At 32.6% G+C, this 26,327-nt stretch carries 33 protein-coding genes; 17 read left to right on the top strand and 16 right to left on the bottom strand.

The annotated features are described in order from the left end of the window. Positions 1-2: 2 nt before the first annotated feature. The 6 genes from FNW17_RS13630 to FNW17_RS13605 form a co-directional block, all read right to left on the bottom strand. Complete coding sequence (locus tag FNW17_RS13630) at positions 3-413, bottom strand: four helix bundle protein (protein ID WP_143390732.1); 411 nt, start codon at positions 411-413, stop codon at positions 3-5. A 79-nt stretch (positions 414-492) separates the two neighbouring features. Further along, positions 493-1,032, bottom strand: a complete 540-nt coding sequence (locus tag FNW17_RS13625; RefSeq protein ID WP_144071926.1) for an IS1096 element passenger TnpR family protein — start codon at positions 1,030-1,032, stop codon at positions 493-495. Positions 1,033-1,105: 73 nt separating this feature from the next. Continuing rightward, positions 1,106-1,738 carry a DUF998 domain-containing protein gene (locus FNW17_RS13620; protein ID WP_144071925.1) on the bottom strand — a complete coding sequence of 211 codons (633 nt, stop codon included), beginning with the start codon at positions 1,736-1,738 and terminating at the stop codon, positions 1,106-1,108. A 106-nt stretch (positions 1,739-1,844) separates the two neighbouring features. Further along, positions 1,845-2,459 (bottom strand): HPP family protein, encoded by a 615-nt coding sequence (locus tag FNW17_RS13615; RefSeq protein ID WP_144071924.1) that lies wholly within the window; start codon positions 2,457-2,459, stop codon positions 1,845-1,847. A gap of 6 nt (positions 2,460-2,465) precedes the next feature. After that, positions 2,466-3,746 carry a chloride channel protein gene (locus tag FNW17_RS13610; RefSeq protein WP_144071923.1) on the bottom strand — a complete coding sequence of 427 codons (1,281 nt, stop codon included), beginning with the start codon at positions 3,744-3,746 and terminating at the stop codon, positions 2,466-2,468. Positions 3,747-4,034: 288 nt separating this feature from the next. Further along, positions 4,035-4,592, bottom strand: a complete 558-nt coding sequence (locus tag FNW17_RS13605) for a sugar O-acetyltransferase (protein WP_144071922.1) — start codon at positions 4,590-4,592, stop codon at positions 4,035-4,037. 135 nt (positions 4,593-4,727) lie between these two features. Between FNW17_RS13605 and FNW17_RS13600 the strand changes: the two genes are divergently transcribed. The 8 genes from FNW17_RS13600 (at position 4,728) to FNW17_RS13565 (ending at position 11,112) form a co-directional block, all read left to right on the top strand. After that, positions 4,728-6,866 carry a TonB-dependent receptor gene (locus tag FNW17_RS13600; RefSeq protein ID WP_144071921.1) on the top strand — a complete coding sequence of 713 codons (2,139 nt, stop codon included), beginning with the start codon at positions 4,728-4,730 and terminating at the stop codon, positions 6,864-6,866. A gap of 119 nt (positions 6,867-6,985) precedes the next feature. Next, the gene (locus tag FNW17_RS13595) at positions 6,986-7,606 is read left to right on the top strand and encodes a hypothetical protein (protein ID WP_143390738.1); all 621 of its coding nucleotides are present in this window, start codon (positions 6,986-6,988) and stop codon (positions 7,604-7,606) included. Between the two features lie 29 nt (positions 7,607-7,635). Then, positions 7,636-8,970, top strand: a complete 1,335-nt coding sequence (locus FNW17_RS13590) for a histidine kinase (RefSeq protein ID WP_394344380.1) — start codon at positions 7,636-7,638, stop codon at positions 8,968-8,970. A gap of 16 nt (positions 8,971-8,986) precedes the next feature. Then, complete coding sequence (locus FNW17_RS13585; RefSeq protein ID WP_144071949.1) at positions 8,987-9,289, top strand: 2TM domain-containing protein; 303 nt, start codon at positions 8,987-8,989, stop codon at positions 9,287-9,289. A gap of 10 nt (positions 9,290-9,299) precedes the next feature. Beyond that, on the top strand, positions 9,300-9,581 hold the full coding sequence (locus FNW17_RS13580) for a 2TM domain-containing protein (protein ID WP_144071919.1): 282 nt from the start codon (positions 9,300-9,302) through the stop codon (positions 9,579-9,581). 14 nt (positions 9,582-9,595) lie between these two features. Further along, positions 9,596-9,913 carry a 2TM domain-containing protein gene (locus FNW17_RS13575; RefSeq protein WP_185965310.1) on the top strand — a complete coding sequence of 106 codons (318 nt, stop codon included), beginning with the start codon at positions 9,596-9,598 and terminating at the stop codon, positions 9,911-9,913. Positions 9,914-9,927: 14 nt separating this feature from the next. Then, entirely contained in the window at positions 9,928-10,281 is a 354-nt protein-coding gene (locus tag FNW17_RS13570; RefSeq protein ID WP_144071917.1) for a 2TM domain-containing protein, read from the top strand. Between the two features lie 72 nt (positions 10,282-10,353). Then, a complete protein-coding gene (locus tag FNW17_RS13565) occupies positions 10,354-11,112 on the top strand; it encodes a LytR/AlgR family response regulator transcription factor (protein WP_144071916.1) in 759 nt (252 codons plus the stop codon). 94 nt (positions 11,113-11,206) lie between these two features. On the opposite strand, the gene FNW17_RS13560 is transcribed toward FNW17_RS13565, so the two are convergent. From FNW17_RS13560 to FNW17_RS13530, 7 genes are all read right to left on the bottom strand, one after another. After that, positions 11,207-11,980, bottom strand: a complete 774-nt coding sequence (locus FNW17_RS13560) for a CDP-alcohol phosphatidyltransferase family protein (RefSeq protein ID WP_144071915.1) — start codon at positions 11,978-11,980, stop codon at positions 11,207-11,209. A 95-nt stretch (positions 11,981-12,075) separates the two neighbouring features. Further along, a complete protein-coding gene (locus tag FNW17_RS13555) occupies positions 12,076-13,098 on the bottom strand; it encodes a COX15/CtaA family protein (protein ID WP_144071914.1) in 1,023 nt (340 codons plus the stop codon). A 1-nt stretch (position 13,099) separates the two neighbouring features. Continuing rightward, positions 13,100-13,396, bottom strand: a complete 297-nt coding sequence (locus FNW17_RS13550; RefSeq protein ID WP_144071913.1) for a type II toxin-antitoxin system RelE/ParE family toxin — start codon at positions 13,394-13,396, stop codon at positions 13,100-13,102. Then, positions 13,381-13,647: a hypothetical protein gene (locus FNW17_RS13545; RefSeq protein WP_144071912.1), complete on the bottom strand. Its 267-nt coding sequence runs from the start codon at positions 13,645-13,647 to the stop codon at positions 13,381-13,383. Before FNW17_RS13545 ends, FNW17_RS13550 begins: the two co-directional genes overlap by 16 nt. 55 nt (positions 13,648-13,702) lie before the next feature. Continuing rightward, the gene (locus tag FNW17_RS13540) at positions 13,703-15,118 is read right to left on the bottom strand and encodes a CCA tRNA nucleotidyltransferase (RefSeq protein ID WP_144071911.1); all 1,416 of its coding nucleotides are present in this window, start codon (positions 15,116-15,118) and stop codon (positions 13,703-13,705) included. A 22-nt stretch (positions 15,119-15,140) separates the two neighbouring features. Further along, complete coding sequence (locus tag FNW17_RS13535; protein ID WP_144071910.1) at positions 15,141-15,524, bottom strand: GxxExxY protein; 384 nt, start codon at positions 15,522-15,524, stop codon at positions 15,141-15,143. Between the two features lie 34 nt (positions 15,525-15,558). Next, positions 15,559-16,125 carry an L-threonylcarbamoyladenylate synthase gene (locus FNW17_RS13530; protein ID WP_144071909.1) on the bottom strand — a complete coding sequence of 189 codons (567 nt, stop codon included), beginning with the start codon at positions 16,123-16,125 and terminating at the stop codon, positions 15,559-15,561. A gap of 189 nt (positions 16,126-16,314) precedes the next feature. Here FNW17_RS13530 and FNW17_RS13525 point away from each other — a divergent pair, with 189 nt between their 5' ends. Genes FNW17_RS13525 through FNW17_RS13515 form a run of 3 tightly spaced genes read left to right on the top strand, consistent with a single transcriptional unit; the run spans position 16,315 to position 18,723 of the window. Beyond that, complete coding sequence (locus FNW17_RS13525) at positions 16,315-17,115, top strand: glycosyltransferase family protein (RefSeq protein ID WP_143390749.1); 801 nt, start codon at positions 16,315-16,317, stop codon at positions 17,113-17,115. 30 nt (positions 17,116-17,145) lie between these two features. Next, a complete protein-coding gene (locus FNW17_RS13520; RefSeq protein ID WP_143390750.1) occupies positions 17,146-17,928 on the top strand; it encodes a DUF5672 family protein in 783 nt (260 codons plus the stop codon). A 21-nt stretch (positions 17,929-17,949) separates the two neighbouring features. After that, positions 17,950-18,723: a PhoP regulatory network YrbL family protein gene (locus FNW17_RS13515; protein WP_235893285.1), complete on the top strand. Its 774-nt coding sequence runs from the start codon at positions 17,950-17,952 to the stop codon at positions 18,721-18,723. Positions 18,724-18,725: 2 nt separating this feature from the next. Here FNW17_RS13515 and FNW17_RS13510 read toward each other — a convergent pair whose 3' ends face one another. Both FNW17_RS13510 and FNW17_RS13505 read right to left on the bottom strand, forming a co-directional pair. Then, positions 18,726-19,790, bottom strand: coding sequence for a glycosyltransferase family 9 protein (locus FNW17_RS13510; RefSeq protein ID WP_144071908.1), 1,065 nt, complete (start codon positions 19,788-19,790; stop codon positions 18,726-18,728). 150 nt (positions 19,791-19,940) lie between these two features. Beyond that, on the bottom strand, positions 19,941-20,756 hold the full coding sequence (locus FNW17_RS13505; protein WP_144071907.1) for a 2,3,4,5-tetrahydropyridine-2,6-dicarboxylate N-succinyltransferase: 816 nt from the start codon (positions 20,754-20,756) through the stop codon (positions 19,941-19,943). Positions 20,757-20,854: 98 nt separating this feature from the next. Here FNW17_RS13505 and FNW17_RS13500 point away from each other — a divergent pair, with 98 nt between their 5' ends. From FNW17_RS13500 to ruvX, 3 genes are read left to right on the top strand one after another with little or no spacing between them, the layout of a single operon-like run. Next, positions 20,855-21,088, top strand: coding sequence for a hypothetical protein (locus FNW17_RS13500; protein WP_143390753.1), 234 nt, complete (start codon positions 20,855-20,857; stop codon positions 21,086-21,088). Next, entirely contained in the window at positions 21,078-21,359 is a 282-nt protein-coding gene (locus tag FNW17_RS13495) for a type II toxin-antitoxin system RelE/ParE family toxin (protein WP_143390754.1), read from the top strand. Before FNW17_RS13500 ends, FNW17_RS13495 begins: the two co-directional genes overlap by 11 nt. Further along, entirely contained in the window at positions 21,360-21,776 is a 417-nt protein-coding gene (ruvX, locus tag FNW17_RS13490; RefSeq protein WP_143390755.1) for a Holliday junction resolvase RuvX, read from the top strand. Here ruvX and FNW17_RS13485 read toward each other — a convergent pair. Further along, the gene (locus FNW17_RS13485) at positions 21,739-24,015 is read right to left on the bottom strand and encodes an FUSC family protein (RefSeq protein WP_144071906.1); all 2,277 of its coding nucleotides are present in this window, start codon (positions 24,013-24,015) and stop codon (positions 21,739-21,741) included. The genes ruvX and FNW17_RS13485 overlap by 38 nt on opposite strands. Positions 24,016-24,204: 189 nt before the next feature. On the opposite strand from FNW17_RS13485, the gene def reads away from it, so the two are divergent. The 3 genes from def (at position 24,205) to mazG (ending at position 26,216) form a co-directional block, all read left to right on the top strand. Beyond that, entirely contained in the window at positions 24,205-24,792 is a 588-nt protein-coding gene (def, locus tag FNW17_RS13480) for a peptide deformylase (RefSeq protein ID WP_143390757.1), read from the top strand. Between the two features lie 56 nt (positions 24,793-24,848). After that, on the top strand, positions 24,849-25,361 hold the full coding sequence (locus FNW17_RS13475) for a DUF5606 family protein (RefSeq protein WP_144071905.1): 513 nt from the start codon (positions 24,849-24,851) through the stop codon (positions 25,359-25,361). 81 nt (positions 25,362-25,442) lie between these two features. After that, positions 25,443-26,216 carry a nucleoside triphosphate pyrophosphohydrolase gene (gene mazG / locus FNW17_RS13470; protein WP_144071904.1) on the top strand — a complete coding sequence of 258 codons (774 nt, stop codon included), beginning with the start codon at positions 25,443-25,445 and terminating at the stop codon, positions 26,214-26,216. The last annotated feature ends 111 nt before the right edge of the window (positions 26,217-26,327 follow it).

Below are 26,327 nucleotides of genomic sequence, written 5' to 3'. Positions count from 1 at the left end.
GTTTAAGAGTTTGGGGTTTGTGGGTCTATAAATTTTGTTCCTTTAAAATCTTTTTTGTTTAGATAGGTGATGAAATTGTGAATTTTAATACTTAATTTTTCATATTCAATAACAAGATATTTTAATTGTTCTTCATTGATATAATCATTGTCAAAAACTCTATATAATTGGGAACGAGTTTCTCCCGCAGAACCTTTTGCAATTGATAAAAATTGACGGAATTCTAAGTTTCCATTCCTTTCAAATCCTTCAGCAATGTTGTCCATAACTGATCCTGATGAGTCTTTTATTTGAGCATTGAATTTAAAATTTTTGTTTAAATCGGTGTTTTTAGATATGAAAATAATTTCTTTTGAAAGCCTTCTTGCATCCTGCCAAATTTCTAAATCTTCAAATTTTGTTATTGTAGCCATATAAATGAAATTAAACTTTTAAACAACCTCAAACAACCTCAAACAACCTTAAACAATTTTAAACTTTTAAACCCTTTTTTTAATTCCAATTCTCTTCAAACCCATAGTCTTCAAAACTATCGTCACCTTCGAACATATCTAGATCTTCTTCGTCTAGATCGTCTTCAAATTCATTGTATTCCTCCTCTTCGTCCTCGGCAATAAAATGTTTTTCCATGGCTTCGGCGGGCATTTCTCCCACTGAGAAAATAGTTTCAGGATACGTATTTCCAGCTACAATTTCTTCGATAGCAGCTAGTTCTACAAGGAAAGTCCACATACTAATGAAATCGTAAACATAAATTATTTTGGTATTTTCTTTGTCCAAAATATCCGAAAGTAAGTAATCACTCATCGTTTTTTGTTCGCCCGGAATATCACCAGTATCAAACATCGCAATTTCGTCTTCTTGGTTCCAAGTATTGTCGCAAGTATAAAAAGAAGCCACTTCCATACCGTCAAATCCAAAAGAATTGAAGATGGCGTTGTGTAAATCCTCTAAAGTATCTTCGGCAAGTATTGCAATGTCTCTAAAAATGTCCTCTTCGGCATCAAGAATTACCCTAAATTTATAAACCATAATCTTTGTTTTTATTGAAAGGTCAAAGGTAAAATTTAATTTTAGATTTTATCCCGAAGTTTCGGGACAGATTTCAGATTTGTTGATAAGATTTATTTGAAAAATAAAATTCGCCATATACTATCCAAAATAAAATACTCCCTTCGATAATTCGTTGAATTAACCCTTTGTATTGCGAATCTAGATTTAAATTTAAAACAACCACAAAAGTAAAACTAATTCCAAAAATTATATAACTGATTAAAGTGTATTGAAAGCTATTTTTCCAACTTCTTGAAGCAATAGCAATTAATAATATTGAAAATGGAACAATCAAGTAAGTTAACATTCCCATTAAATTATGAATTATTTGAGATAAACTCGGATTAATAAATTTAGGATTACATCCAGTGTCACAATTGTAAATAGCGCAAATGATTGTTCCAAAACCATAACCTAATATCATACCTAAAAAACCCATTGATTTTAACCTTGATTTTGGCGTCGCTTTTTGAGCAAGTAAAGCAAACAGTATAAAAAAGACTCCGCTGGGTAAGTATCCATAAAACCGAATTAAATCTGCGTTTGGAGCATCAACAGCATATAATTCACTTATAAAACATGAAAAATGATTGTAACTAGGATTGAAAAATCCAGCGATTACAGTAGTAAATACAAAAAGTAAAACGCCTAAATTTCCTATCCAGAAAATAATATTTTTTTGCATATTTTTTATTTTTAAAGTCAAAACTTTATCCTAATCTTATTGAGTTAAAAGATTTTGAGATTGATTTTCTAAAGTACAATATGAGGTTGGTATTTAAAAATTGTCTTCAATTAATATAGGATGTTCTTTTTTTAATTTTATGAATTAGCTTTCTTCTAATGAGATGGTATTTAGGATGGCTTGGATAACTTCTATTTGAAGTCATATTGTTGAAAATTAAAGCAGTAAGAAGCAGTATCAAAACGCCAATTAATACAGGCGAAAACACGTAGATATAACCGAGAGCTTTTATTTTATCGGAACCAATAATAGCAATAAGCGCCGTTGCTCCTCCTGGTGGATGCAAGGTTTTGGTAATTTGCATCAAAACGATGGAAAGTGAAACAGCCAATGGAGCAGCTATCCAAATAATATCGGGAGCCAATTTATGAACTGTAACGCCTATAAATGCTGAGATTAAGTGACCACCCACCAAGTTGCGAGGTTGCGAAAACGGACTCTGAATAATCCCATAAACCAATACGCTCGATGCGCCAAAAGAACCAATTAAATACACGGCATCATTTCCCGAAAAATGAATGGATTGAATATAAGCCAAAACACCAATAGCTACAAACGAACCCAAAAAGGCCCAAAAATGTTCTTTCCAATCCACCAAAGTTTCTTTGTAAAGAATGTATTTGGTTTTGCGATAATTCCGTTTTATTTTTTCTATTGGCATAAGTAGTTAATTTGCCATACTTGGCGAAAAAGTGTAAACTGTATAAGGATAAATCATTTTGGCTGTATATTTTGAAAGCAAACAAACTGCTAAAAGGGGAATGAATAAGGTATAATCGTTGGTTAAACCGCAAACCAAGAAAATCGCTGTAAAAGGTGCGTGAATGCTGGCACTCAAAACAGCCGCCATTCCAATAATCATAAAATTCACCGGAATTACTCCAGCATTAAAAAAAGTATTCAAAATCGAAGCGACCAACAATCCTAAAAATGCACCAATAAATAAACTTGGCGCAAAAACACCGCCATCACCGCCAGAGGCAAGTGTTATTGAAGTCACGATGGGTTTTAATAGTAATAATCCAACGAAAGTTAAGGCCAAAGTTAAAGTCAACGGGATTTCGTTCGAGTTGCCAAAAATGGTTTTGATGGCGTGATAGCCTTCACCATACAATTGTGGGAAAATATATAATGCAATACTCAAAACTGCCGAACCTATAAGTATTTTATAATAATGAGTGTTAATTTTTGAAAATTGCGATTTGAAAAACAATACACATCGGGTTAAATAAACCGAATTTAATCCTGCCAAAATTCCTAAAAGAATAAAATAAGGTATGGCTTTAATATGCCAAGTTGTGATGGAAACAGCAAATAAAGGTTCTTCTTTTAAAATAGTAATTAATCCATAAGCGATTGAAACAGCAATAACATTTGAAACAATAAATGCACGAGTTACTTTTCGGGAAATTACTTCAACGGCAAAAAGAATCCCTGCAATTGGACTGCCAAATAAAGCGGTAACTCCTGCAGCAACACCTGCACAAATCAATTCAGTTTTGTATTGTCTAAAAACATTTTCTTTTCTTTGGGCAACAGAACCAATGGTTGCCGAAGCGACAACAGTGGAAACTTCAATTCCTGTAGATCCCCCAAAAACAACCGTTAACAATCCGTTGATGAAATGGGACGGGATTTTATAGCTGGGTAAATTCTTTGACTTGGTATTGGTACTTTCAAAGATTTCTTTGATGCCCTTGTTTTCTTTTTTCTTGAACAAATATTCCCGTAAAAAATAAATGATGGATAATCCGAAAACCGGGAAAACAACAAAGAAAAAGGGGTTTATGGAGGCTTGATTAAAAAATATTTCTTCGTAATGTTCTGTTATTTTCTTTAAAACAACTCCTAAAAAAGAGGAAAGAAAACCAATTAAAATAGAAACAATTACTAATTTCTGGAATTTGATTAATTGGTAATTTCTTTTAATACGAGTGGTATTGGTCATCTAAAAATAGGTTTTGTGGGTTTTACAAAACTAGAGAAAGAAAATTAGATTTGAATTGAAAAGTAAATCGAATCACTGTTTTTTATGATTTCTTTATGAGTTATACTTTTTTTGTGCGTAAAGTGGAGTTATTCTTCTTAATATTTGCTGAGTCGATAGTCATTATTAAAATTTTTATCTAGAGCTTTGTCTTTAAAAAATTGATAAAAAAGTAGTAAAATAAATCTTTTTATTTGATAAAATCGTAATTCTTTAAATAACTTATTGCGGAACAATTAGCATTTATTTTTATTCGTTTATTTTCTTGATTACTTTCGCTGGATTTCCAACCGCCAATGAATTATCGGGAATGTCTTTTGTCACTACAGAACCTGCGCCAATCACACAACCATTTCCAATAGTAATTCCGGGAAGAATGACAGTGTTTCCACCAATCCAACAATCATCTCCAATAGAAATAGACAAAGCATTTTCGAGTGTTTTTCTTAACTCAGCTTCTAAAGGATGATTTGCTGTATAAATTTGTACTCCAGGTGCAAAAAATACATTCGAACCAATTTTTACTGGAGCGCAATCCAATACGACACAATTCACATTAAAATAAACATTGTCGCCACAAGTAATATTATACCCATAATCACAATGAAAAGGTGGTTCTATGTAGAAACTTTTACCAATATTTGGAATTAATTCGTTTAGAATTTCTTTTGCTTTTTTTGTCAAGCGATATTCAGTTACATTTAATCGGTGGAGTAAATTCTTTGCCTTTCGGCGTTCTTTTACTAGAATTGCGTCGCCGGCCAAGTAGTATTCTCCTGCTATCATTTTTTCTTTTTCAGTTTTCATAAAATACTAGTTTGTCGTAAATATATAAGAAAACAAGCAAGGATACAACTCATCCCTAAAATTCCACAGTTCGGTGAACTAATATTTCAATTTTCTAATTGCAGCAATACATTTGCTTCATCAAAAACTTATAATATGAAACCATTTTTACTTATGGCCATTTTATTTTTCACCATAATCTCATTTTCTCAAACGATGATTTCCGGAAAAATAGTGGACGAAAAAAACAATCCCGTTTTCAATGCCAATGTTTTTATTGATGGAAGCTATGATGGTGGAACTTCTAATAGCGATGGTGATTTTAGTTTTACAACAACAGCCGAAGGAAATAAAACTTTAGTGATTAGTGTTTTGTCTTTTGAAATTAAAAAACTTGAAATTGTTATGAATAAATTTCAAAATAAAACTATTATTTTGAAACGCATTGCAACCGAATTAAACGAAGTTTTAATCACTGCAGGAACTCTAGAATCGGGTGGAAAATCAAGAGTTTCTGTATTGAAACCCTTGGATATTTTGACAACGGCTGGAAATCCAGGCGATATAGTTTCGGCATTTAAAACTTTGCCAGGAACTCAAATTGTTGGCGAAAGCGGAAAACTTTTTGTCCGTGGCGGAGAAGCAAACGAAACCCAAACCTTTGTTGATGGGCTTCGAGTGGCACAACCTTATCTTCAAACTACAAATAATGTACCTACGAGAAGTACTTTTTCGCCTTTGCTTTTCAAAGGGACTTCATTTTCTACTGGCGGTTATTCCGCTGAATATGGCGAGGCACTTTCGAGTATTTTAGTGATGAATACCATCGACGAACCCGATTTGGAAAAAACGGATATTGGTGTAATGTCTCTTGGTGCGAGTCTTGGCAATACCCAAAAATGGAAAAATAATTCCTTGAGTGTCAATACGAGTTACATTAATTTGCAACCCTATCAAGCGTTGTTGCCTGATAATATCGAATGGATCAAACCTTACCAATCTATTGGTGGAGAAACTGTCTTTAGACAAAAATTAGACAGAGGATTGTTGAAATTTTACGCTTCTTACACGGCAGCCAATTTCGATTTGAAACAAGATGATATTAATTATCCTGACAAAATACGTACCCAAAACAAAAACAATAATTTGTATTCGAATCTTTCTTATAAAGGTGGTTTTGGAACTAATTGGAACATTTTTGCCGGAATTAGCTTTGCCAAAAGTCAAAATAGTGGGATTTATGATGTCTATAATTACGATTCATCAGAAAATGCCAGTCATTTGAAATTGAAATTTGTAAAACCCATTTCGGATAAAATAAAAACCAGTTTTGGAGCCGATTATTTTTATACCAATTTTTCAGAATCGGTTACTAATTTCAATACTGGATATAATTCGAATATTTTTGCCGCTTTTTCTGAAACGGATTTTTTGTTTACTAATAATTTGATTGCAAAAGTAGGTTTTAGATTTTCGAAGAATTATTTGTTAGACGAAAGTTCCATAGCTCCAAGATTGGCTTTGGGGTATAAATTGGCCAAAAACCAGCAGTTTTCAATGGCTTACGGAACATTCGAACAAGCTCCAAAAAACGATTATCTGAAATACTCCACTAATTTGCAAGCCGAAAAAGCACAACATTATATTTTGAGTTATGAATTCAACAAAGACAAACAAATATTTAAAGCAGAAGTTTATTATAAAAGCTATGATAATTTAGTAAAATACAACACAAATACGCCTGTTTTTAATAGCAATTTCAATAATAACGGAACGGGTTTTGCCAAAGGTTTAGAGCTGTTTTGGAGAGATAACAAGAACATTAAAAACTTGGAATATTGGATTTCTTATTCTTATATCGACACGGAACGTAATTATGCAAACTTTCCAAAACAGGCAACGCCTAGTTTTGTTGCAGATCACACCTTGTCGTTGGTAACCAAATATTGGATTCAAGATTGGCGTTCGCAAATTGGAGCCACATACACTTTCAGTTCCGGAAGACCGTATAATAATCCGAATGAAACTGTTTTTATGGACGGAAAAACCAAAACCTACAACAATTTAAGCGTGAATTGGGCGTATTTGGTTTCGCCTCAAAAAATACTTTTTTTCTCGGTGACCAATATTGCTGGAATCAAAAACGTGTATGGTTACAATTATGCCAATACGCCAAATTTAGCAGGAATTTATGAAAGTCAAGCGATTGTTCCCACTGCAGATCGATTCTTTTTTGTGGGTTTCTTTTGGACGATAAGCAAGGATAAAAAAACGAATCAGTTGGAGAATTTGTAGTATCCTAATTTTACAATTCATCCTCAAATTTCAACAGTTCAGTAAATGTAAATTTCAAAAACATTACAACCAATATAAATTTGTTCAAGAATTAATCAACCAATTAAAAACTAGAAATTATGACAAGAATTATCATTGCAATCGTATTATTTATTACAAGTTTAGTTTCTGCTCAGGGACAATTTGAGCAAGGTATGGGAAAAGCGTTCCAACTTTGGGGCGAAGGCAAAAATACCGAAGCATCGGCGATGTTCGAAAGAATTGTTACCGCCGAAAAAACATCTTGGTTACCCAATTATTACGTGGCTTTGGTAAATACTACAACGGCTTTTGGAACAAAAGATGCAACACAAATCGATTTGTTGTTGACCAAAGCTCAAAATGCTTTGGATGTCGAATTGATAAAAACACCTAATAACGCCGAACTTTTAGTGATGCAAGCTATGATTCATACTGCTTGGATTGCTTTTGACCCAATGACCAACGGCCAAAAATTGTCCGGAACCGTAATGGAATTGTATGCTAAAGCTGAGGCGATTGCCCCCGAAAATCCTCGAGTTGTTTTCGGAAAAGCAGAATTTGAAATTGGTGGAGCCAAATTTTGGGGAACAGATACCAAGCCAATGTGTGCCCAAATTGAAAAAGCTATCTCACTTTTTGCTACTTTTAAACCTGAAACACCTTTTTCTCCAAAATGGGGATTAGAAAGAGCAGAAGCAGCTTTGAAAAATTGTAAATAAATTAAGATTGTAATTAAATAGTTATGGCGATGAAAAATGATTATGTAAGAGAATTTCCTAGAGCCGTTTTTATCGGATTAGCCATTTTTGGAGTGCTTAGTCTAATTCGAGTTTTTAATGGGAGTTTTTCTTTTGATGAGAGATTAGGTGTAATGTTTTTATATACAATACTTTATAGCTTTGCATTGCATCTCTCCAATACATTCTTGTTTATTACATTAGATAAGATTTTCGTCAACGAAAGATTTTCTAAAAAAAGAATATTTATTGGTTTTGTTTCTTCTTTTTTTCTTTCGTTATTTGTTATTTATCTACTGAGACTTTTTATTATTACTATAATTGAAAATAAGCCATTAAGTGTTTTTATAGCTAACGAAAGCGCATCGGATTATTTCGTAGCTTCTATTTTTACTTTTTTTATCTTACTTATTGTTCATTTTATTTACCTCTACAAAGGCTTTCAGGAGAATAAAGTTAAACAACAAAAAATAATTGCTGGAACGGCAAATGCAAAATTTGAAAGTTTAAAAAACCAAATCGACCCGCATTTTCTTTTCAATAGTTTGAATGTTTTGAGTTCTTTGATTGAAGAAAATCCGGAGAATGCACAACGATTTACAACTTCTTTGTCTAAAATTTATCGTTATGTTTTGGAACAAAAAGACAAAGAATTAGTTTCGGTTGAAGAGGAATTGGCTTTCGCCAAAACCTATATGAATTTGTTAAAAATGCGTTTTGAAAATAGCCTGTTTTATGAATTGCCAACATCAATTCTTAATCCTGAAGCCAAGGTCGTTCCACTTTCTTTACAGCTTTTGTTGGAAAATACAGTAAAGCATAATGTAGTTAGCGAACAAAAACCCTTGCACATTCGTATTTTTATGGAAGGCGATTATCTCGCTATTCAAAATGATTATCAAAAAAAAGAAGTGCTACAAGACAGAAAAGGAGTCGGGCTGCAGAACATCATCAATCGCTACGGAATTATTACGAATAGGAAAGTGTTGATTGAGCAAAACGATCAAACCTTTACAGTAAAAATACCTGTTTTAACCAAACAAATTTCGGTTATGGAAACTGCAACTTATAATGAAAACACCGCTTATTACAGAGCCAAAAAAAGAGTAGAAGAACTCAAAGGATTTTATGGGAATTTAATTTCCTATTGTTGTGTTATACCAGTTTTAATTTTTATAAATTTAACTTATATGCCAGAATTTCAATGGTTTTGGTTTTCTGCCACAGGATGGGGATTTGGATTGTTAATGCACGCTTTTAAGGTTTTTGGATACAGTTCCAATTGGGAAGAACGTAAAATTCAAGAGATTTTAAGGAAAGAGGAAAACAAACAAACTTGGAAATAATTTAATATTTGAAATGATGGAAAATAAGTATCAAGAAGAAGAACGCTATTACGAAGCAAAAAAAAGAGTAGAAGAAATCAAAGGATTTTACGGAAATTTAATTGCTTATGTTGTTGTAAATATTGGTCTTATGGTTATTAATCTTCTCACTTCGCCTGCTTATTTATGGTTTTTTTGGCCAATGCTGGGTTGGGGAATTGGAGTAGTTTTTCACGGAATGAAAGTCTTTAATTATTTACCTTTTCTTGGAAAAGACTGGGAAGAGCAAAAAATTAAAGAATTTATGGAAAAAGAAGATAAAAAACAAACTTGGAAATAATCTTCAAAAAATGGAAAATAATTATCAAGAAGAAGACGAACGCTATTTTAAAGCAAGAAAAAGATTTGATAAAATCAAAGCATTTTATGGACATTTGATTATATATCTTAGTATAATTCCTGTTGTGATTTTATTTAATTTGGAGTATGATTCTGATTTTCAATGGTTTTGGTATTCGGTAATTGGTGGTGGAATCCCCTTGTTGATGCATGCTTTAAAAGTTTTTGCATTTAACGCTAATTGGGAAGCACGAAAAGTACAAGAGATTTTGGATAAAGAAGATAATAATTAAACTTGGAAATAATTATGGAAAATAATTATCAAAACGAAGAACGCTATTATAAAGCTAGAAAAAGAGTGGAAGAAATCAAAGGGTTTCATGGTCATTTAATAGCATTTACAGTGGTTAATGCGGGTGTATTTGTTATAAATATACTTACATCTCCCAACTATTTATGGTTTGATTATTGGTTTTATTGGCAATTGTTGATTTGGGCAATTGGAGTGGTTTTTCACGGAATGATAGTCTTTAATTATATGCCTTTTCTTGGAAAAGACTGGGAAAACCAGAAGATTTCAGAGTTTATGGAAAAAGAAAAACAATCAAAAAATACTTGGCTATAATAAAGCAAAACACAATGAGAGATTCTGAAAAAAAGTTATTTGAAAATTTTCAAGATAAAAATTTCAACCCAGATGAGCGTTATAATTTGGCGTATAAGCGAGTAAAACGAATCAAAGGGTTTTATGTTCACGCAATGGTGTATGTTTTGGTAAATGCGTTTATAATTATTTCAAGTTATAATCGAAGTTTATTTGGAAACGAAGTTTTTCTGAGATGGGAAACTTTTTCAACGGCTTTATTTTGGGGAATTGGATTGTTAGCTCACGGATTATCAGTTTTTGGAAGCAATCTCTTTTTTGGACAAAACTGGGAAGAAAGAAAAATTCAAGAATTTATGGAAAAAGATAAAAGTGAAAAATGGGAGTGAAGTAATGTTCTGTATTCAGTAAACTTCCATCTTCCATCTTCCAACTTCTAACCTCTAACCTCTAACTTAAGAATGACCACAATAATAATTGAAGACGAAAAACCAGCAGCGAGATTGTTACAACGCAAACTCGAAAAACTTAATATAGAAGTAGGAGTGATGCTTCATTCTGTTGAGGAATCCATAGACTGGTTTTCTAATAATGAGCATCCTGATTTGATATTTCTCGACATTCAATTATCGGATGGTTTGTCGTTTGAAATTTTCGAAAAAGTGGACATAAAAAGTGCAGTAATTTTCACAACTGCTTATGATGAATATGCGTTAAAAGCATTCAAATTAAACTCGATTGATTACCTCTTAAAACCTATCGATGAAGAGGATTTAGAAGTGGCGATTTCGAAATTTAAAACCCGTTTGCCAAAACGAGAAAACACCTTTCAATTGGATTTTGAACAAATCAAAAAAATGTTCCAAAATCCATTCGACAAGAATTTTAAAACGCGTTTTACGGTCAAAATAGGGCAGCATCTCAAAGTGATTTCTACCGACGAAATCGAATGTTTTTTTAGCGAAAATAAGGGAACTTATATTCATACTTTCGATAACCGAAATTATTTGATCGAATCTACTTTGGAAATTTTGGAGCAAGAATTAGATGCCAAACAATTTTATCGAATCAGTCGAAAGTTCATTATTCCATTAAAATCCATTAAGGAAATAGTGGTGTATTCTAACTCAAGATTGAAAGTCATTTTACCTTCGTATAAGGAAGATGAAGTGATTGTAAGTCGCGAAAAAGTAGCTGATTTTAAGGCTTGGATTGGTTGATTTTTAATTTGAATTAATAAATTATATAATTGCGTTTAAAAACACTGGTGTTTAGTGACTTGACGTTATAGCATAGATTTAATCTATGGAGATTTTAAGCCTTGAAAAAAGTCTTTCTGATACCAATTAATACAAAAACCAGCAAAGTGTAAATTATAAAAAACGGAAAGATATATTCTATCCAATTCAAAGCTAGCATTAGTGCAATAATTAACAATTGAAAACCCAATCCGTAAAGAGAAACAATCGTCATAAACCAGTTTGGGAACGTTTTGACCTTGTAAGCTTCACTGTCTAAACTGTGAATAATTTTATCAAAAAGGCCATAAACTAGAGTGTAAATACCAAACAAAATATCAACTGATTTTTGTCTTTCTCCAGGCAAAGCTCGTGGAGATTTATCCTCGAAAATTTTGCTAGTCTTGTCGCCTCCTGTAGATTTATTTCTCAAAATCACATAGTAGTAATTGTATAAAGTGCCTTGTAATTGGATGCAAAAAAAGGCTAAAATTGTCATCCAAAAAGAGGTTTTAGACACGTAAAAAATCGTCATAAAAAACAAAAAATTTAATACAATATCAAACACACTATCGAGGTATCTACCAACGTAAGAAGGGGTGTTTTTTATCCTCGCTAATTCGCCATCGGCAGCATCAATTATTGATTTTAAAATGATAAAAAAGCCAGCTAAATAGTAATGGTTTTTTATGATAAAACAGATGGCAATCAAGCCAGAAACACCAAAAAGGAGCGTGACGTGAATGGGCGTAAATCGCGTGTTTTTTAGTTGATTGGCAAACCATTTTCCAATAGGTCTCCCGTAATCTGATAAATCTAAGAATTTATCTTCGGCAGCAAGTTTAGACATTTGTTGATGTTAAACAAAAGGATGCGACAATATAGTCAGGTATTATTTTGAATAGACCACTCCCGAAAGCTTTCGAGATAACTGTGGGTTATTTATTATTTAGAAAGCCTGTGCAAAGTATAGGTCATTGCCGTAAGCAAAAAGAAAGCCATTACTTGATGAGTCAATCCCAACCATAACGGAACACTGTAAAGCAAGGTAAATACGCCTAATCCAAATTGTACAAACACGATGATAACCAAAGCATTTATCCCTGATCTTTGCTCTTTGTTTAAATCAAATTTATGGCTTTTATAAGCCAAAAGCAAAATAAATCCAACTACCACATAAGCCATTGTTCGATGCACAAATTGAACGCCGCTTTTGCCTTCGGTAAGTCGAAGTAACCAACTATCTTTTTCTAAAATAATACTTTCGTGAAAGAATTGTCCATCACTCATCATTGGCCAATGATTGTGAATTAAACCAGCATTTAAACCCGCAACAAAACCTCCATAAATGATTTGCAATAGCAGAAAAACCAATGCAAAACGAGCAATTTTTCGCAAGGGAATTATAGCGGCTGCTTTGTTTGGATAAATCAAATCCAAGGCAACCCAAAGTGTGTATGCAAAAGTGATAAAGGCAAAAGTCAAGTGCAAAGCTAGTCTAAAATGGCTTACGTCGGGATTGTCAATCAAGCCGCTTCGCACCATAAACCAACCCAAAAATCCTTGAAAAGCGCCCATTCCAAGTAGCACCGCACATTTTTTTATAGTTTCTCTAGAAAGTCGTTTTTTAAGGAGGAAATAGAGAAAAGGAACGAGAAATACCAATCCAATGATTCGTCCTATAAATCGGTGAAACCATTCCCAGAAGTAGATGAATTTATAATCTGAAAGTGTAAAGTCGTTATGAATATTGATTTTTTGGTATTCAGGGAATTTCTTGTATTGCTCGAAGGTTTCTTGCCATTTTGCTTCGGTTAAAGGAGGGAAAGTATCGGTTACTAAATGCCAATCGGTCATTGATAATCCCGAATTGGTCAAACGGGTAATGCCGCCAACCACAACCATTACAAACAATAAAAAGCAACCTGAAAGTAGCCAGATTATTACGGATTTATTTTTATTTTTCATTTTATTTTATTGGAAAGTCTTGAGGTTTTTGGCGAGTGTCCCAGATGTCTAGAACAACAATTTCATCTGGGGTTATTTTGTAAATAATTTCAAAATGGCTTATAATGATAAATTTAGAATCTTTTCTAAAAGTTGGTTTGCCTAATTCAGGAAGTTGTACAACGATTTTTAAATTGGTATTGAAAAGTAAATTTTGTTTTCGACTATAAACCTTTGATTTATTTCGATTGTTCCAATAGTCAAAAATATTTTTTCTTGAATTTCGGGATTCTACAGACCAAATTAATCTTCTAGCCATTCTTGAATTTCTTTTTGGGCATCTTCATCCGAAATACATTCCCCATTTTCATATTGTTGGACAGCAAGATTTATTTTTCGTTGTTCTTCATCCGAAAAAACTCTGATTCTTTCATAGGTTAGAGCAGGTTCATTAACCAATGAATTAGATTCAAAATCGTTTATAATTCCTTGAATTTTATTCAAAAGTGCCGTATCGTCAGTTGCAATAATTTGCGCTATGATTCCTAATTTTAATTCAGCTATATTCATAATCAAAATTTTTATAAAATTAAGAATTTTTTAAATAGTGAAGAGTGAACAGTAGTTAAACTTTCTTCAAACCTAATTTTGCTCCTCTTTTTAACACAAAATCATAAGCAGCTTGGTATTCATTTGGAATTTCGCCTTCCATTATCGCTTCTTTTACGGCTTCTTTCAAAACTCCAATTTCGCGTGAAGGTTGCAAATTAAAAATCGCCATAATTTCTTCGCCAGAAATAGGCGGTTGAAAATTCCGAACGTGATCACGTTCTTCAACTTCTACGATTTTCTTGCGAACGATTTCAAAATTTTGATGGTATTTCTTGAACTTGCTTGGGTTTTTAGTAGTAATGTCAGCTTCGCACAAAGTCATCAGGCTTTCTACATCTTCACCAGCATCAAAAACCAAACGACGAACAGCAGAATCTGTAACCATATCTTCCGATAAAACAATCGGACGTGAACTCATCATTACCATTTTTTGTACAAATTTCATTTTGTGGTTCAACGGCATATGCAATCTTTCGAAGATTTTCTTGGCCATTTTTCCACCCAAAAATTCGTGACCGTGAAACGTCCAGCCTTGTTTTTTGTTGAAACGTTTGGTTGGTGCTTTTCCAATATCGTGCAACAATGCCGACCAACGCAACCAAACATCGTCTGTATTTGGGCAAATATTATCGACCACTTCTAGTGTGTGGTAAAAATTATTTTTGTGGGTTTGACCTTCAATTTCCTCTACTTGATTCAAAGCGGTTAATTCGGGTAGAATAATGTCTAAAAGTCCTGTTTTATACAGCAATAAAAATCCAACCGATGGTTTGTCGGTCGAAAGGATTTTGTTCAATTCATCGACAATTCTTTCGCCAGAAATAATCTTAATTCTTTCGGCATTTTTTTTGATGGATTGCAGCGATTTTTCTTCAATTTCAAATCCCAATTGATTAGCAAAACGAATTCCTCTGAGCATTCGCAAAGGATCATCAGAAAAAGTAATGTCTGGATCTAAAGGTGTTTTGATGATTTTGTTTTTCATATCCTCCAATCCATTGAAGGGATCAGACAATTCTCCAAAATTGGCTGCGTTTAAGGATAATGCCAAAGCATTGATGGTAAAATCACGACGATTTTGGTCGTCTTCTAAGGTTCCATTTTCGACAACAGGATTTCTACTTTCAAGATTGTAAGACTCTTTTCGAGCGCCTACAAATTCGATTTCGGTGTCTTCAAAACGCAACATTGCCGTTCCATAGGTTTTAAAAACTTGGACTTTTGGTTTGTTGGGTAATAATTCCGAAACTTTCAATGCGAGTTCAATTCCGCTGCCCACGGCAACAATATCGATGTCTTTTTTGAAGTCTCGTTCAAGAATTAAATCTCTCACGAAACCTCCAATTACATAACTTTCGATGTTAAGTTCTTGGGAAGCTTGAGAAATGACTTCGAATATTTTATTATTTAAGGCTGATTTGTAATTCATAATTTTACCGCAAATTCGCAAATTATTTTTTTGAACTTATGATGCGTTTGTATTCTAAAGAAACTAAATTGAAATTGACAAGTATTGCCAATTTGTTTTTAGAGACTTTTAAATAATTTAAACATTGATTATAATGACTGTTGTTGAAACAATCGACGGTTTTTATTTCGAGAATAATTTTATCGTAAACTACAAAGTCTGCGTAAAATTTATGCTTTAAAGTGGTATCTTTATAATTAACAGAAAACTCTTTTTCTCGCTGATATGGAATGTTTAGTTGCTGCAATTCAAATTCAATAGCATCTTTATAAACTATTTCAGAAAAACCTTTTCCGAGATTTTTATGCACTTCAAATAGAATTCCTACTATTGTATAATTTTCATCTTTATAAATATATTCTTCCATAAAAAAAAAATAATTTGCGAATTTGCGGTAAAATTTATTTCCGAATTACTTTCACCTGCGAATCGCTCGTCAATTTTATGATTGTCGAGGGTTTTCCGGCAATTTTATCACGGTGCAAATTTACAACATAGTCTACACCTTTTATAATTTCTTGACTAATATCTTTGAAGGCAATAGGAGTGGGTTGTCCCGAGATATTTGCTGAAGTAGAAACCAATGGTTTTCGCATCTTTTCCATCAATTTGAAACAGAAAGGTTCTTTTACGATACGGATTCCTAATGTATTGTCAGCTGCAATTAAATTAGGTGCAACATTTCTGGGTTTATCCAATATTAAAGTAGTTGGTTTTTCGGATAAATCCATAATTTGCCAAGCTACTTCCGGAATATCTTTGAAAACATTGTACATCATTTTCTCGCCATTCATTAGGCAAATCATCGATTGTGTTTCGGCTCTTTGTTTGAGTTTATAGATTTTGGCAACCGCTTCGGGATTTGTGGCGTCGCAACCAATTCCCCAAACGGTGTCCGTTGGATAGAGGATGATGCCTCCATTTTGTATTACTTCAAATGCTTTGTGGATTTCTTCGTTACTGTCCATAAAATTTTTTTTATCAAGAAAGATTATTTGCAAAAATAATCTTTCTAAACGGAAACAACCTTAAATTTAATTTAGAATAATTGACGTTTTATGAATTATAAGATTATTTTTGCTTATTGATATTATGCAATAAAAAATTTTAAACTTCATATACAGCATATATTTTTGATTAATATTTTATTTTTTAAAATGGTAGAAACGATATTAAAATACTTGTACATTAGAATTACTTTTTATTATTATAAATTTTCCGGATCATCTCATAAAGTGTTGACTATAGATGATTTATATAAAACCCCTATTATTATTACCAGTTTTAATCAGTTAGAATATTTAGAGAAATTAATTGATTTTCTATTAGCAAGAGGGTTTTCAAATGTTGTTATCATTGACAATAATTCTACATATAAACCTTTATTGGATTATTTAGATTCAATTCAAAACAAAGTTAAAATTCATAGATTAAAAAAGAATTATGGTCATTTGGTTTTTTGGAAAAGGTATGATTTGTTTGTTAAGTATGGCAAAGGATATTATGTTGTGACAGATCCAGACATTGTGCCTTTAGAGAGTTGTCCAGAAGATTTTATGGTTAAATTTCAATCTATTTTGTTACAGAATAAAAAACGGATGAAAGTTGGTTTTGGTTTACAAATTGATGATATTCCTTTGAGTAATCCTAACAGAGAAAAAGTAATTAGTTGGGAAACTAAATTTTGGAAAACAAAAGTTTCCGATGGTGTTTTTGATGCCGATATCGATACCACTTTTGCCTTATACAAACCTTTTTATCACAGAAAAAACAAGAAATTCAAAACAGCCTTGCGTACAGATTATCCCTATGTAGCTATTCATGGAGGCTGGTATATAGATGTGAATAATCTTTCGGAAGAGCAAGCTTTTTACTTTGAAACTGCAAACGATTCTAGTTCTTGGAAGATTGATAGCAAAGGAAAAATTGCAAATGCAAAATACGAGAAAAAATATTAATCAGAAAATAGAATTAAATTATTGTATAAAATGCAAAACTTAGTTAAAGTTGTAATACCTGTCTATAAATCCTATTTTGGAGAACTTGAAGAAAAATCTTTTTTGCAATGTGTTAAAGTTCTTGGTAATTATGAAGTTGTTTTGGTTCAACCGGAAGGTCTAGATAGTTCTTATATTACTAAAAAATTTGATGCTATTACTGTTGAAAGTTTTCCAAAACATTATTTTCAAAACATAGAAGGATATAACGAATTATTGTTGTCACCTTTATTTTATGAACGCTTTTTGGATTCGGAATATATTTTAATTTATCAATTGGATGCTTTTGTTTTTAAAGACGAATTAACTGAATGGTGTCAAAAAGGATATGACTATATTGGTGCTCCTTGGATTGCAAGTTTAAAAAAATCTATTTGGGCAAAGTTCTTTAATTTTGTAGCCAAAAAATTTAGAACTAAAAAGAAAAATGGTCGTGAACAAACTTTTTTTAAAGTTGGAAATGGAGGTTTTTCTTTACGTAAAGTAACTTCACACTTTTCTATTGCTAAAAATAATGAAAAATTTATTCTCGATTTTTTGAACGCAAAAGAAAAAGAAATTTATGCTATTGAAGATGTTTTCTGGTCACTAAAAGCAATTGAATTTGATGAAAATTTTAGAATTCCAGATTATAAAGAGGCATTGCATTTTGCAATAGATCGAAAGCCTAAAATAGCTTTTTCTTTAATTAATAACCAACTTCCATTTGGTTGTCACGGAATTAACAAACCAAAAGTTATCAAGTTTTGGAGCAAAATTTTAAGCCAATATTAGAATTACTTTTAAAATAATAAAATGACAATAAAACTTATGTTTTCTAAATCGGTTACTAATTCTAAAGACGTGCTTGGTTTTATTAAAGAATTCAATTCTGATTCAGGAATTCTTTTTGGCGATGGACAAAGGAATAAAATTAAACTTTTTGAATTAGATGGGAAAACAATCAATATCAAATCCTTCAAAATTCCACATCTTATAAATAAAATAGCATATAAATATTTCAGAAAATCCAAAGCTAGACGCTCTTTTGAATATGCCACAACTTTATTAGAAAAAGGAATTGGAACCCCTCAGCCAATTGCTTATTTTGAGAATTATGACATCATAGGACTCAAGGATAGTTATTATGTGAGCGAACACCTGAATTGCGATTTGACTTTTAGGGAATTGGTCGAAATTCCAAATTTTTTAGATCACGAGAACATTTTAAGACAATTTACCCAGTTTTCATTCGATTTACACGAAAAAGGAATTGAATTCCTAGATCATTCTCCAGGCAATACTTTGATTAAAAAAAATGCCGAAGGAAACTATGATTTCTTCTTGGTTGATTTGAATCGAATGAATTTTCACGACGCTATGGATTTTGATTCAAGAATGAAAAACATCAGTCATTTGACTCCCAAAAAGGAAATGATTGCCGTGATGAGCAACGAATATTCTAAATTATATCCGACTCAAACTGAAGCTGAAATTTTTGAAAAAATGTGGTTTTACACTAATGATTTTCAAATAAAATTCCATAAAAAAATTAAGTTGAAGAAGACTTTGAAATTCTGGAAGTCTTAAATTCATAAAAAATTCTGTTTTAAAAACAATTCGATTTTGTCCTTGAACAATTCGGGTTTGAATTCTTGATACAATGAAAGAGCATTTTTTTTGAGCTCTTTATCCGTTTTTGAAACCAATAATTCGGGTTTGAAGTCGTTCAAATGAACCGAAATATGATGTATGCCATCTTCGAGAGTGGCCCAGATTTTCTTTTCAATCCAAGGCGAAAAAATAATAAATGAAGGTTTTTCTAAAGCTTTTGCCATATTAATTGCCCCGCCATCGTTGCCAATAATCAAATCGCAATTGTTCATTATCGCAATAAAGGAACGCAAATCATTACCTAATAATTCAAAATAGATTTTTTCCTGAGTGGAAAGTTTGCAAGCATCAAAAACAATTTTGGCATCCTTAATTTGCTTTGGAAAATAATTAAAAAGAATATTTACTTCTCGATGGTCGGCAATGGAATCAATAATTTTCGCCATATATTCCAATGGATAGGTTTTTAGATTTTCGCTTCCCAAAAGGCTAATCATTACTGTTTTTCGATTTTTCTTTAGTTGATGATATTCAAAAAGCGCAATCGCATCTTGGTTTTCTTTATCAGTAACATATAATTTAGGAAAAGGATCTATGTCAATTTTTAAATTAAGAGGTTCTAATAAGGAAAGTCGTCTTTCGATGGCTAAACCCAAATTTGTTTTTGGGAGTTCGGCAAAGGGAACATTATCGGTGTATAAAAAGGTGCGTCCGAATTTTTTATATGAGATTTTCCTTTTGGCTCCGCTCAACAAAACAATCAGCCAGCTTTCTAATTTAGAATAAGCATCAATGATTAAATCGTATTTGACACCTCGAATTTCGTGTGCCAAATTCAAGAATTCTCTTTTGCTTTTGCGGTGTTTTTCCTGAGATATAAGAACATTGTCGATATTGGGATTGCCTTCCAAAACCGGAATTGTCGATTCGTAAACCAAATAATCGATTTGAGCATCTGGATAAGCCAAACGTAAATTATTGCAAATGATGCTGCTAACAAGCACATCGCCAATCATTTTTTGTTGTATAACTAGTATTTTCATTTTGAAGAAGGAATCGTTTTTTTTAACAATACAAATTGAAGCAAAAAAAATCAATTTTTAGGAATAAATTATAAAAGAAAAATTCCAAATTCCAATCGATTTGATAATTGGAATTTGGAATTTAAAATTTAAAATATTGGAATTTAAAACTTACACTGCCACATCATATTCGCGTAACGCATTATTCAAGGATGTTTTCAAATCAGTGGATGCTTTACGAGTACCAATTATCAAGGCGCAAGGCACTTGGAAATCTCCAGCAGCAAATTTCTTGGTATAGCTTCCAGGAATTACAACCGAACGAGCAGGAACAAATCCTTTTCTTTCAATAGGAGTTTCGCCAGTTACATCAATAATTTTGGTGGAAGCGGTCAAACATACATTCGCACCTAGTACGGCTTCTTTACCCACGTGAACACCTTCGACAATAATACAACGAGAACCGATAAAAGCTCCGTCTTCGATAATTACTGGAGCAGCTTGCAAAGGTTCCAGAACACCACCAATTCCAACACCACCAGAAAGGTGAACGTCTTTACCAATTTGGGCACAACTACCCACAGTTGCCCAAGTATCTACCATTGTTCCAGAATCAACATATGCACCAATGTTTACATAACTTGGCATCATAATTACGCCACTAGCAAGAAAAGCGCCATAACGAGCAGATGCTCCGGGAACTACACGAACTCCTTTTTCGGCATAATCTCTTTTTAGCAACATTTTGTCGTTGTATTCGAAAATTCCAGCTTCTAATGTTTCCATTTTTTGGATGGGGAAATACAGCACAACTGCTTTCTTTACCCATTCGTTTACTTGCCATCCTTCGCCAACAGGCTCTGCAACACGCAATTTTCCTGCATCTAATAATTCGATAACTGATCTAATGGCATCAGTAGTTTTTGTTTCTTGTAACAAAGCGCGGTTTTCCCAAGCTTGTTCTATTATGGATTGTAATTCGTTCATTTTGATAAAATTTTCAGCAAAGATAGGATTTTTAACCAAAACCAAAAAGTCAAATCGAATGGAAAATGTTATATATTTGTAATATTAAATTTCGAATTATGGAAACCATTAGATTAGAATTTCAGCCCAAAATTAAAGCCAAAATCTTGGAATTATTGAGTTCGTTTTCTTCGGATGAATTGAAAATAGTTCAAGAAGATTTAGATTTTGATGAAAATAAGAAAAAAATAGCTATTGCTTACGCTAAACTAAAAAGCGGTACTGAGAAAATGTATTCAATAGACGAAGTTGATGCAATTTTAGATAAAACATTTTCGGAATATGATAGTTAGTATTTCCAATGAATTTCTAAAATTATTGACAGAGCAAGTTCGTTACATTTATAAAGACAAACCACGAGCAGCATTAAAATTCAGGAAAGATTTACTTAAAAATATCAAAAAAGACTTAGAACAACCATTTCATTTTAAGAAATCAAGATATATTGAAAATGAAAATATAAGGGATTATGTTTTTAAAGGATATGTGGTTGTTTATGAGGTAGATATTGAGAAGAAAATTGTTTCTGTCTTCGGTTTCATAAAATATAAAGACTCCTTATAAATGCCAAGAATTCTCGCCATAGATTACGGACAAAAACGAACCGGAATAGCCGTTACCGATGAGTTGCAAATAATTGCTTCAGGTTTGACGACGATTCCCTCAGCCACAGCCATTGCTTTTTTTAAAGATTATTTTTCCAAAGAAAAGGTTGAAGCAGTCCTCATTGGCGAACCCAAACAAATGAACGGCCAGCCATCTGAAAGCGCTTCTATCATCAAAGGATTTGTGACACATTTTACCAATCATTTTCCCGATATGAAAGTCATTAGAGTGGACGAGCGGTTTACTTCAAAAATGGCTTTCCAAACAATGATTGACAGTGGATTAAGTAAAAAACAACGTCAAAACAAAGCACTAATCGACGAAATATCGGCTACAATTATGCTTCAGGATTATTTGACCCGAAAAATGTTTTAAGAGAATTGTTTTCAGGATTTTTTTCGGTTTTCAATAATACTTTTGTTGTTTTTAGGATGTTTTCAGACAGATTGGTTAACCAAATCAATTGTTCAATTACCAATTGTGCTTCTCGCATTTTATGTTTGAAAGCCTCGCTATTGACATCACTTCCTTGAGCTAATTCTTGTTCCCGAATTTTCTTTAATTCAATTAAATTATTATTTAAATTTTCATCTATTATCGTATCGTTTTCGATTTGATTATTCTCGTCTTTCAAAATGGAAATAGCAGAATCTAGATTTTTTATAATTTTATTGAATATGAAATTGAATGATTTAGAAGCTTTGGTTGTTTTATGCGATTGTGTATACGTGCCTAACGAAGCCGCAGACGAAAGTAAAGCATTGTTGACAACTGTAAATTTATACACCTGTTGCAATTTGTCTTGCTTCGATTTGGGTTCTTGCAACATTCTTTGAAAAGAGGCCATCAGGTTTCCAATTTCTATAAAAGCCTGATTTCTTGCCAATCGATATTTTGTATTTATGCCTTCTTTGTCATTATAAAGGATTGAAATTTGTTTTAAATAATTTCTATTGGCTTCGATAGAATTTTTGATATTTTGATTGGTATTTAACGATTCCCAATACGGCCACAAAAAATGATTGGCCAAAATAGCCAAAATAGCCCCAACAAAAGTGTCTAAAACGCGATACAGAACTATATTGCTATCGCTTGGATTTAATATAGCAAAAATAAAAATGACGTGTAAAGTAATAAAGGTTGTACCAATTTTATAATTTGATGGATTAAAAGTCAATCCTAAAATCAAAAAAAGGATCGTTAATGCAGCAAGAATTGTCGAACTTGGGTCTAATGCTAAAACGGCAAAACCGATAACACCACCAATGAGCGTTCCTATAAATCGATTTAATGTTCTTTCTTTTGTGAGGCCATATCCAGGTCGCATAATCACAACGATGGTCAATAAAATCCAATATACATTTTCAAACGGCAATACTTTTCCAATTATCAATCCTATTAATAATGTGGTGGTAATTCGCAATGAATGTCGGAATTCAAGCGAAGAAAAGCTAAAATTTTCGACCAAAGTGTTTAACGGATAATAATGCGAAATGGTTAATTTGTCTAAATCTTTATCCCTTCCATTTAGGTCTTTGAGTTTAACGGTTGAGGTGTATGCACGCTCCAAAGTTTTTATTTTCTCAACCTGTTTTTCGGCATAATGCAACATATTTGAGAGCATATGAACCCCTTCTGAAGCTTCAGCCTCACCGAGTGTTTTTTCGTAATCGGAAATGGCAAATTCGAAGGAAAATAAATTTTCGATTAAATTATTATTCTGGATGTATTGCTTTCTTTTTTTTATTTTTTTGGATAATGATTTTAAATTTTTGGCCAGATTATAGGCTAAGCTTTGATAGGTCGTTAAAACCTTTGGGTGTGCATCGAATTTTTGATGTAATTTATTATGATCAAAGGAAGTAGATACGGCTAATTCCATTATTTCTACCAAGGACATAAAAGCCAAAAGCATTTTTCTGTTTTGATGAGAAGAGCCATAATCTGTTCGATTTCGAACTAGAACTTCTCTAATGTTTTCATGAATATTATTCAATTCGACTTGAAGAATCAATTGTTTTCGGGTAATTTCTTTTCTGTCGGAATTCAATTCCCACAAATCACCTCTTAGTTTCAAATATTTTGATGTCAGTTTGATACATTCAACAATTTGTAATTCGGTATAGCGATGCGGATTGATGTAATAAAAAATAATGGAAATGAGAAGATAAAATAATCCGCCACAAAGCAACAATCCAGAGTGTTGCAGCATTTCTATGCCTTTATGAGTGTGCGCAAGCGAAATGGAAAGTATCATTAATGCCGAAAAGGCAACCATTGTAGCTCTTTGTCCATAAACGGCAAGCATAGATAATGTGAAAACTAAAATGGCAAATACGGGGTAAAAAAGAATGGGATACGGATAAGTGGCATTGATTAATAAATTGACTCCAGCAAGAATAAAAACCGTTACCAGCAAACCATTAATTTTATGTTTCAAATTACTAGGAGTGTCACTCGGAAATGTAAATAAGGCGCCTATGGCTATGGTTAATCCAATTTCTAAATTGCCCAAATACGAAAATAGAAACGCAGGGATAACGGCAGCAAGAACTACTTTGAGAGCATTGTACAAATTAGTACCAATAGTAAAGTCCTTTATTTTTGGAAACATATTTCTTTGGGTTGTTTGCAAAGGTAAGAATTGAGTGATATTATAATAGCATATAGGACTTAGATTTCTAAACTAAATTTAAATATTAATCATGAATATATTGAATGCGCATTTTTTTACTATTTTTGCAAACTGAAAATTAGATGAGAGTTTTAGAATTTTTAGTAGATAATAATTAATACAAAATTAATGATTTTACCAATTGTAGGATATGGCGATCCAATTTTAAGAAAGGTGGGAGAGGAGATTACTCCAGAGTATCCTAATCTGAAAGAAATCATAGCCAATATGTATGAAACAATGTACAATGCTTATGGTGTTGGGCTTGCAGCTCAACAAGTAGGTTTGAACATTCGTCTTTTTGTGATTGATACTACCCCATTTAGTGATGATGAAGATTTGCCCTCTGAGGAACAAATCCAGTTAAAAGGATTCAAACGCACTTTTATCAATGCCAAAATGTTGAAAGAAGAAGGCGAATTATGGAGTTTTAACGAAGGCTGTCTCAGTATTCCTGATGTTCGTGAAGAAGTTTATCGCAACGAAAAAATCACAATTGAGTATTGCAACGAAGATTTTAATGTAAAAACCGAAGTTTTCGATGGTTTGATTGCACGTGTTATTCAACATGAATACGATCATAACGAAGGAGTCTTATTTACAGATTTGATTTCGAGTCTAAAAAGACAATTAGTTAAAAAGAAATTGCAAAACATTATGGATGGTAAAACCAGGCCAGATTATCGAATGAAATTTTGCAATAAAAAAGGAAGATAAGTAAGTAGTCAGTTTTCAGTTCCTCAAATTAAAAAAAACATATAATTTATAAAAAAATGAATTTAGAAAAAATATTATCAATTTCTGGAAAACCAGGACTGTATGCACTAAAAGTTCAAACTCGTACCGGCTTTTTGGCTGAATCTTTAGTCGATGGAAAAAAAATATCGGTTAGCTTGAAAGTTAACGTGAGTTTATTGTCAGAAATTTCAATTTACACCATCAACGAAGAGAAACCATTGACCGAAGTGATGCGAAACATCGCCATCAAAGAAAATGAAGGCCCAGCAATTTCGCATAAAGAAGACAATGCTACACTAGTGGCTTATTTTTCTGAAATTCTTCCTGAATACGATTCCGAAAGAGTGTATCCGTCTGATATTAAAAAAGTTTTGAATTGGTATAACTTACTTCAATCCAAAGGAATGGTATCTAAAGAAGAGCCGAATCCCGAAACTTTGGGAGAGAACGCTGAAGCAATCAAAGAAAGCGTTGTCGAAGAAGTAGTTGCAGATAAAACTCCAGCCGAAAAGGCTCCAGCCAAAAAAGCGAAAGCCAAGAAGGCGTAATTTACTTTCTAAAATATATTTTAATCCTGTCACGATGTTTTCCTGACAGGATTTCTTATTTTTACACAAAACCTAGATACAATGAACTCCAAACAAAACCAACTCCAAGCTTTCGAACGATTATTGAATATAATGGACGATTTACGCGAAAAATGTCCTTGGGACAAAAAGCAAACGCTCCAAAGTTTACGCCATTTAACCATCGAAGAAACCTACGAATTGGGCGATGCTATTTTGGACAATGATTTGAACGAAGTCAAAAAAGAGTTAGGCGATTTGTTGTTGCATATTGTTTTTTATGCCAAAATAGGAAGCGAAACTAATGATTTTGACATTGCCGATGTGTGTAACGAAATATGTGAAAAACTCATTCATCGTCATCCACATATTTACAGCGATGTTGTGGTGAAAGATGAGGAAGAAGTGAAACAAAACTGGGAAAAACTCAAACTAAAAGAAGGCAAAAAATCCGTTCTCGAAGGTGTGCCAAAAAGTTTACCTGCTCTAGTAAAAGCCAGTCGAATCCAGGACAAAGTAAAGGGTGTAGGTTTTGATTGGGAAGAACCTCACCAGGTATGGGATAAAGTTCAGGAAGAATTGGCAGAACTTCAAGTTGAGGTAGAATCTGGAAATCAAGATAAAATGGAAGCCGAATTTGGCGATGTTTTGTTTTCGATGATAAATTATGCGAGATTTTTAAACATCAATCCCGAAGACGCTTTGGAGCGAACCAACAAAAAATTCATCAAAAGGTTTCAATATTTAGAAAGCAAAGCAGGTGAATTAGGCAAACCCTTAATGGATATGACTTTAGCTGAAATGGATGTTTTTTGGAATGAAGCCAAAAAATTGTAATTGAAAATCTATGATTTTCAAATATTTCAATTTTGGAATGAAGCCAAAAAATTGTAATTGAAAATCTATGATTTTCAAATATTTCAATTTTGGAATGAAGCCAAAAAATAT

Source organism: Flavobacterium franklandianum, from assembly GCF_007097365.1.
In the GTDB taxonomy this organism is placed as follows: Bacteria; Bacteroidota; Bacteroidia; order Flavobacteriales; family Flavobacteriaceae; genus Flavobacterium; species Flavobacterium franklandianum.
This window is presented reverse-complemented; position numbering and strand designations above follow the sequence as displayed.

Bases quoted from the DNA above. Each gene is read 5' to 3' on its own strand.
- FNW17_RS13630 (WP_143390732.1), bottom strand. From the start codon at position 413: ATGGCTACAATAACAAAATTTGAAGATTTAGAAATTTGGCAGGATGCA.
- FNW17_RS13625 (WP_144071926.1), bottom strand. From the start codon at position 1,032: ATGGTTTATAAATTTAGGGTAATTCTTGATGCCGAAGAGGACATTTTT.
- FNW17_RS13620 (WP_144071925.1), bottom strand. From the start codon at position 1,738: ATGCAAAAAAATATTATTTTCTGGATAGGAAATTTAGGCGTTTTACTT.
- FNW17_RS13615 (WP_144071924.1), bottom strand. From the start codon at position 2,459: ATGCCAATAGAAAAAATAAAACGGAATTATCGCAAAACCAAATACATT.
- FNW17_RS13610 (WP_144071923.1), bottom strand. From the start codon at position 3,746: ATGACCAATACCACTCGTATTAAAAGAAATTACCAATTAATCAAATTC.
- FNW17_RS13605 (WP_144071922.1), bottom strand. From the start codon at position 4,592: ATGAAAACTGAAAAAGAAAAAATGATAGCAGGAGAATACTACTTGGCC.
- FNW17_RS13600 (WP_144071921.1), top strand. From the start codon at position 4,728: ATGAAACCATTTTTACTTATGGCCATTTTATTTTTCACCATAATCTCA.
- FNW17_RS13595 (WP_143390738.1), top strand. From the start codon at position 6,986: ATGACAAGAATTATCATTGCAATCGTATTATTTATTACAAGTTTAGTT.
- FNW17_RS13590 (WP_394344380.1), top strand. From the start codon at position 7,636: ATGAAAAATGATTATGTAAGAGAATTTCCTAGAGCCGTTTTTATCGGA.
- FNW17_RS13585 (WP_144071949.1), top strand. From the start codon at position 8,987: ATGGAAAATAAGTATCAAGAAGAAGAACGCTATTACGAAGCAAAAAAA.
- FNW17_RS13580 (WP_144071919.1), top strand. From the start codon at position 9,300: ATGGAAAATAATTATCAAGAAGAAGACGAACGCTATTTTAAAGCAAGA.
- FNW17_RS13575 (WP_185965310.1), top strand. From the start codon at position 9,596: ATGGAAAATAATTATCAAAACGAAGAACGCTATTATAAAGCTAGAAAA.
- FNW17_RS13570 (WP_144071917.1), top strand. From the start codon at position 9,928: ATGAGAGATTCTGAAAAAAAGTTATTTGAAAATTTTCAAGATAAAAAT.
- FNW17_RS13565 (WP_144071916.1), top strand. From the start codon at position 10,354: ATGACCACAATAATAATTGAAGACGAAAAACCAGCAGCGAGATTGTTA.
- FNW17_RS13560 (WP_144071915.1), bottom strand. From the start codon at position 11,980: ATGTCTAAACTTGCTGCCGAAGATAAATTCTTAGATTTATCAGATTAC.
- FNW17_RS13555 (WP_144071914.1), bottom strand. From the start codon at position 13,098: ATGAAAAATAAAAATAAATCCGTAATAATCTGGCTACTTTCAGGTTGC.
- FNW17_RS13550 (WP_144071913.1), bottom strand. From the start codon at position 13,396: ATGGCTAGAAGATTAATTTGGTCTGTAGAATCCCGAAATTCAAGAAAA.
- FNW17_RS13545 (WP_144071912.1), bottom strand. From the start codon at position 13,647: ATGAATATAGCTGAATTAAAATTAGGAATCATAGCGCAAATTATTGCA.
- FNW17_RS13540 (WP_144071911.1), bottom strand. From the start codon at position 15,118: ATGAATTACAAATCAGCCTTAAATAATAAAATATTCGAAGTCATTTCT.
- FNW17_RS13535 (WP_144071910.1), bottom strand. From the start codon at position 15,524: ATGGAAGAATATATTTATAAAGATGAAAATTATACAATAGTAGGAATT.
- FNW17_RS13530 (WP_144071909.1), bottom strand. From the start codon at position 16,125: ATGGACAGTAACGAAGAAATCCACAAAGCATTTGAAGTAATACAAAAT.
- FNW17_RS13525 (WP_143390749.1), top strand. From the start codon at position 16,315: ATGGTAGAAACGATATTAAAATACTTGTACATTAGAATTACTTTTTAT.
- FNW17_RS13520 (WP_143390750.1), top strand. From the start codon at position 17,146: ATGCAAAACTTAGTTAAAGTTGTAATACCTGTCTATAAATCCTATTTT.
- FNW17_RS13515 (WP_235893285.1), top strand. From the start codon at position 17,950: ATGACAATAAAACTTATGTTTTCTAAATCGGTTACTAATTCTAAAGAC.
- FNW17_RS13510 (WP_144071908.1), bottom strand. From the start codon at position 19,790: ATGAAAATACTAGTTATACAACAAAAAATGATTGGCGATGTGCTTGTT.
- FNW17_RS13505 (WP_144071907.1), bottom strand. From the start codon at position 20,756: ATGAACGAATTACAATCCATAATAGAACAAGCTTGGGAAAACCGCGCT.
- FNW17_RS13500 (WP_143390753.1), top strand. From the start codon at position 20,855: ATGGAAACCATTAGATTAGAATTTCAGCCCAAAATTAAAGCCAAAATC.
- FNW17_RS13495 (WP_143390754.1), top strand. From the start codon at position 21,078: ATGATAGTTAGTATTTCCAATGAATTTCTAAAATTATTGACAGAGCAA.
- ruvX (WP_143390755.1), top strand. From the start codon at position 21,360: ATGCCAAGAATTCTCGCCATAGATTACGGACAAAAACGAACCGGAATA.
- FNW17_RS13485 (WP_144071906.1), bottom strand. From the start codon at position 24,015: ATGTTTCCAAAAATAAAGGACTTTACTATTGGTACTAATTTGTACAAT.
- def (WP_143390757.1), top strand. From the start codon at position 24,205: ATGATTTTACCAATTGTAGGATATGGCGATCCAATTTTAAGAAAGGTG.
- FNW17_RS13475 (WP_144071905.1), top strand. From the start codon at position 24,849: ATGAATTTAGAAAAAATATTATCAATTTCTGGAAAACCAGGACTGTAT.
- mazG (WP_144071904.1), top strand. From the start codon at position 25,443: ATGAACTCCAAACAAAACCAACTCCAAGCTTTCGAACGATTATTGAAT.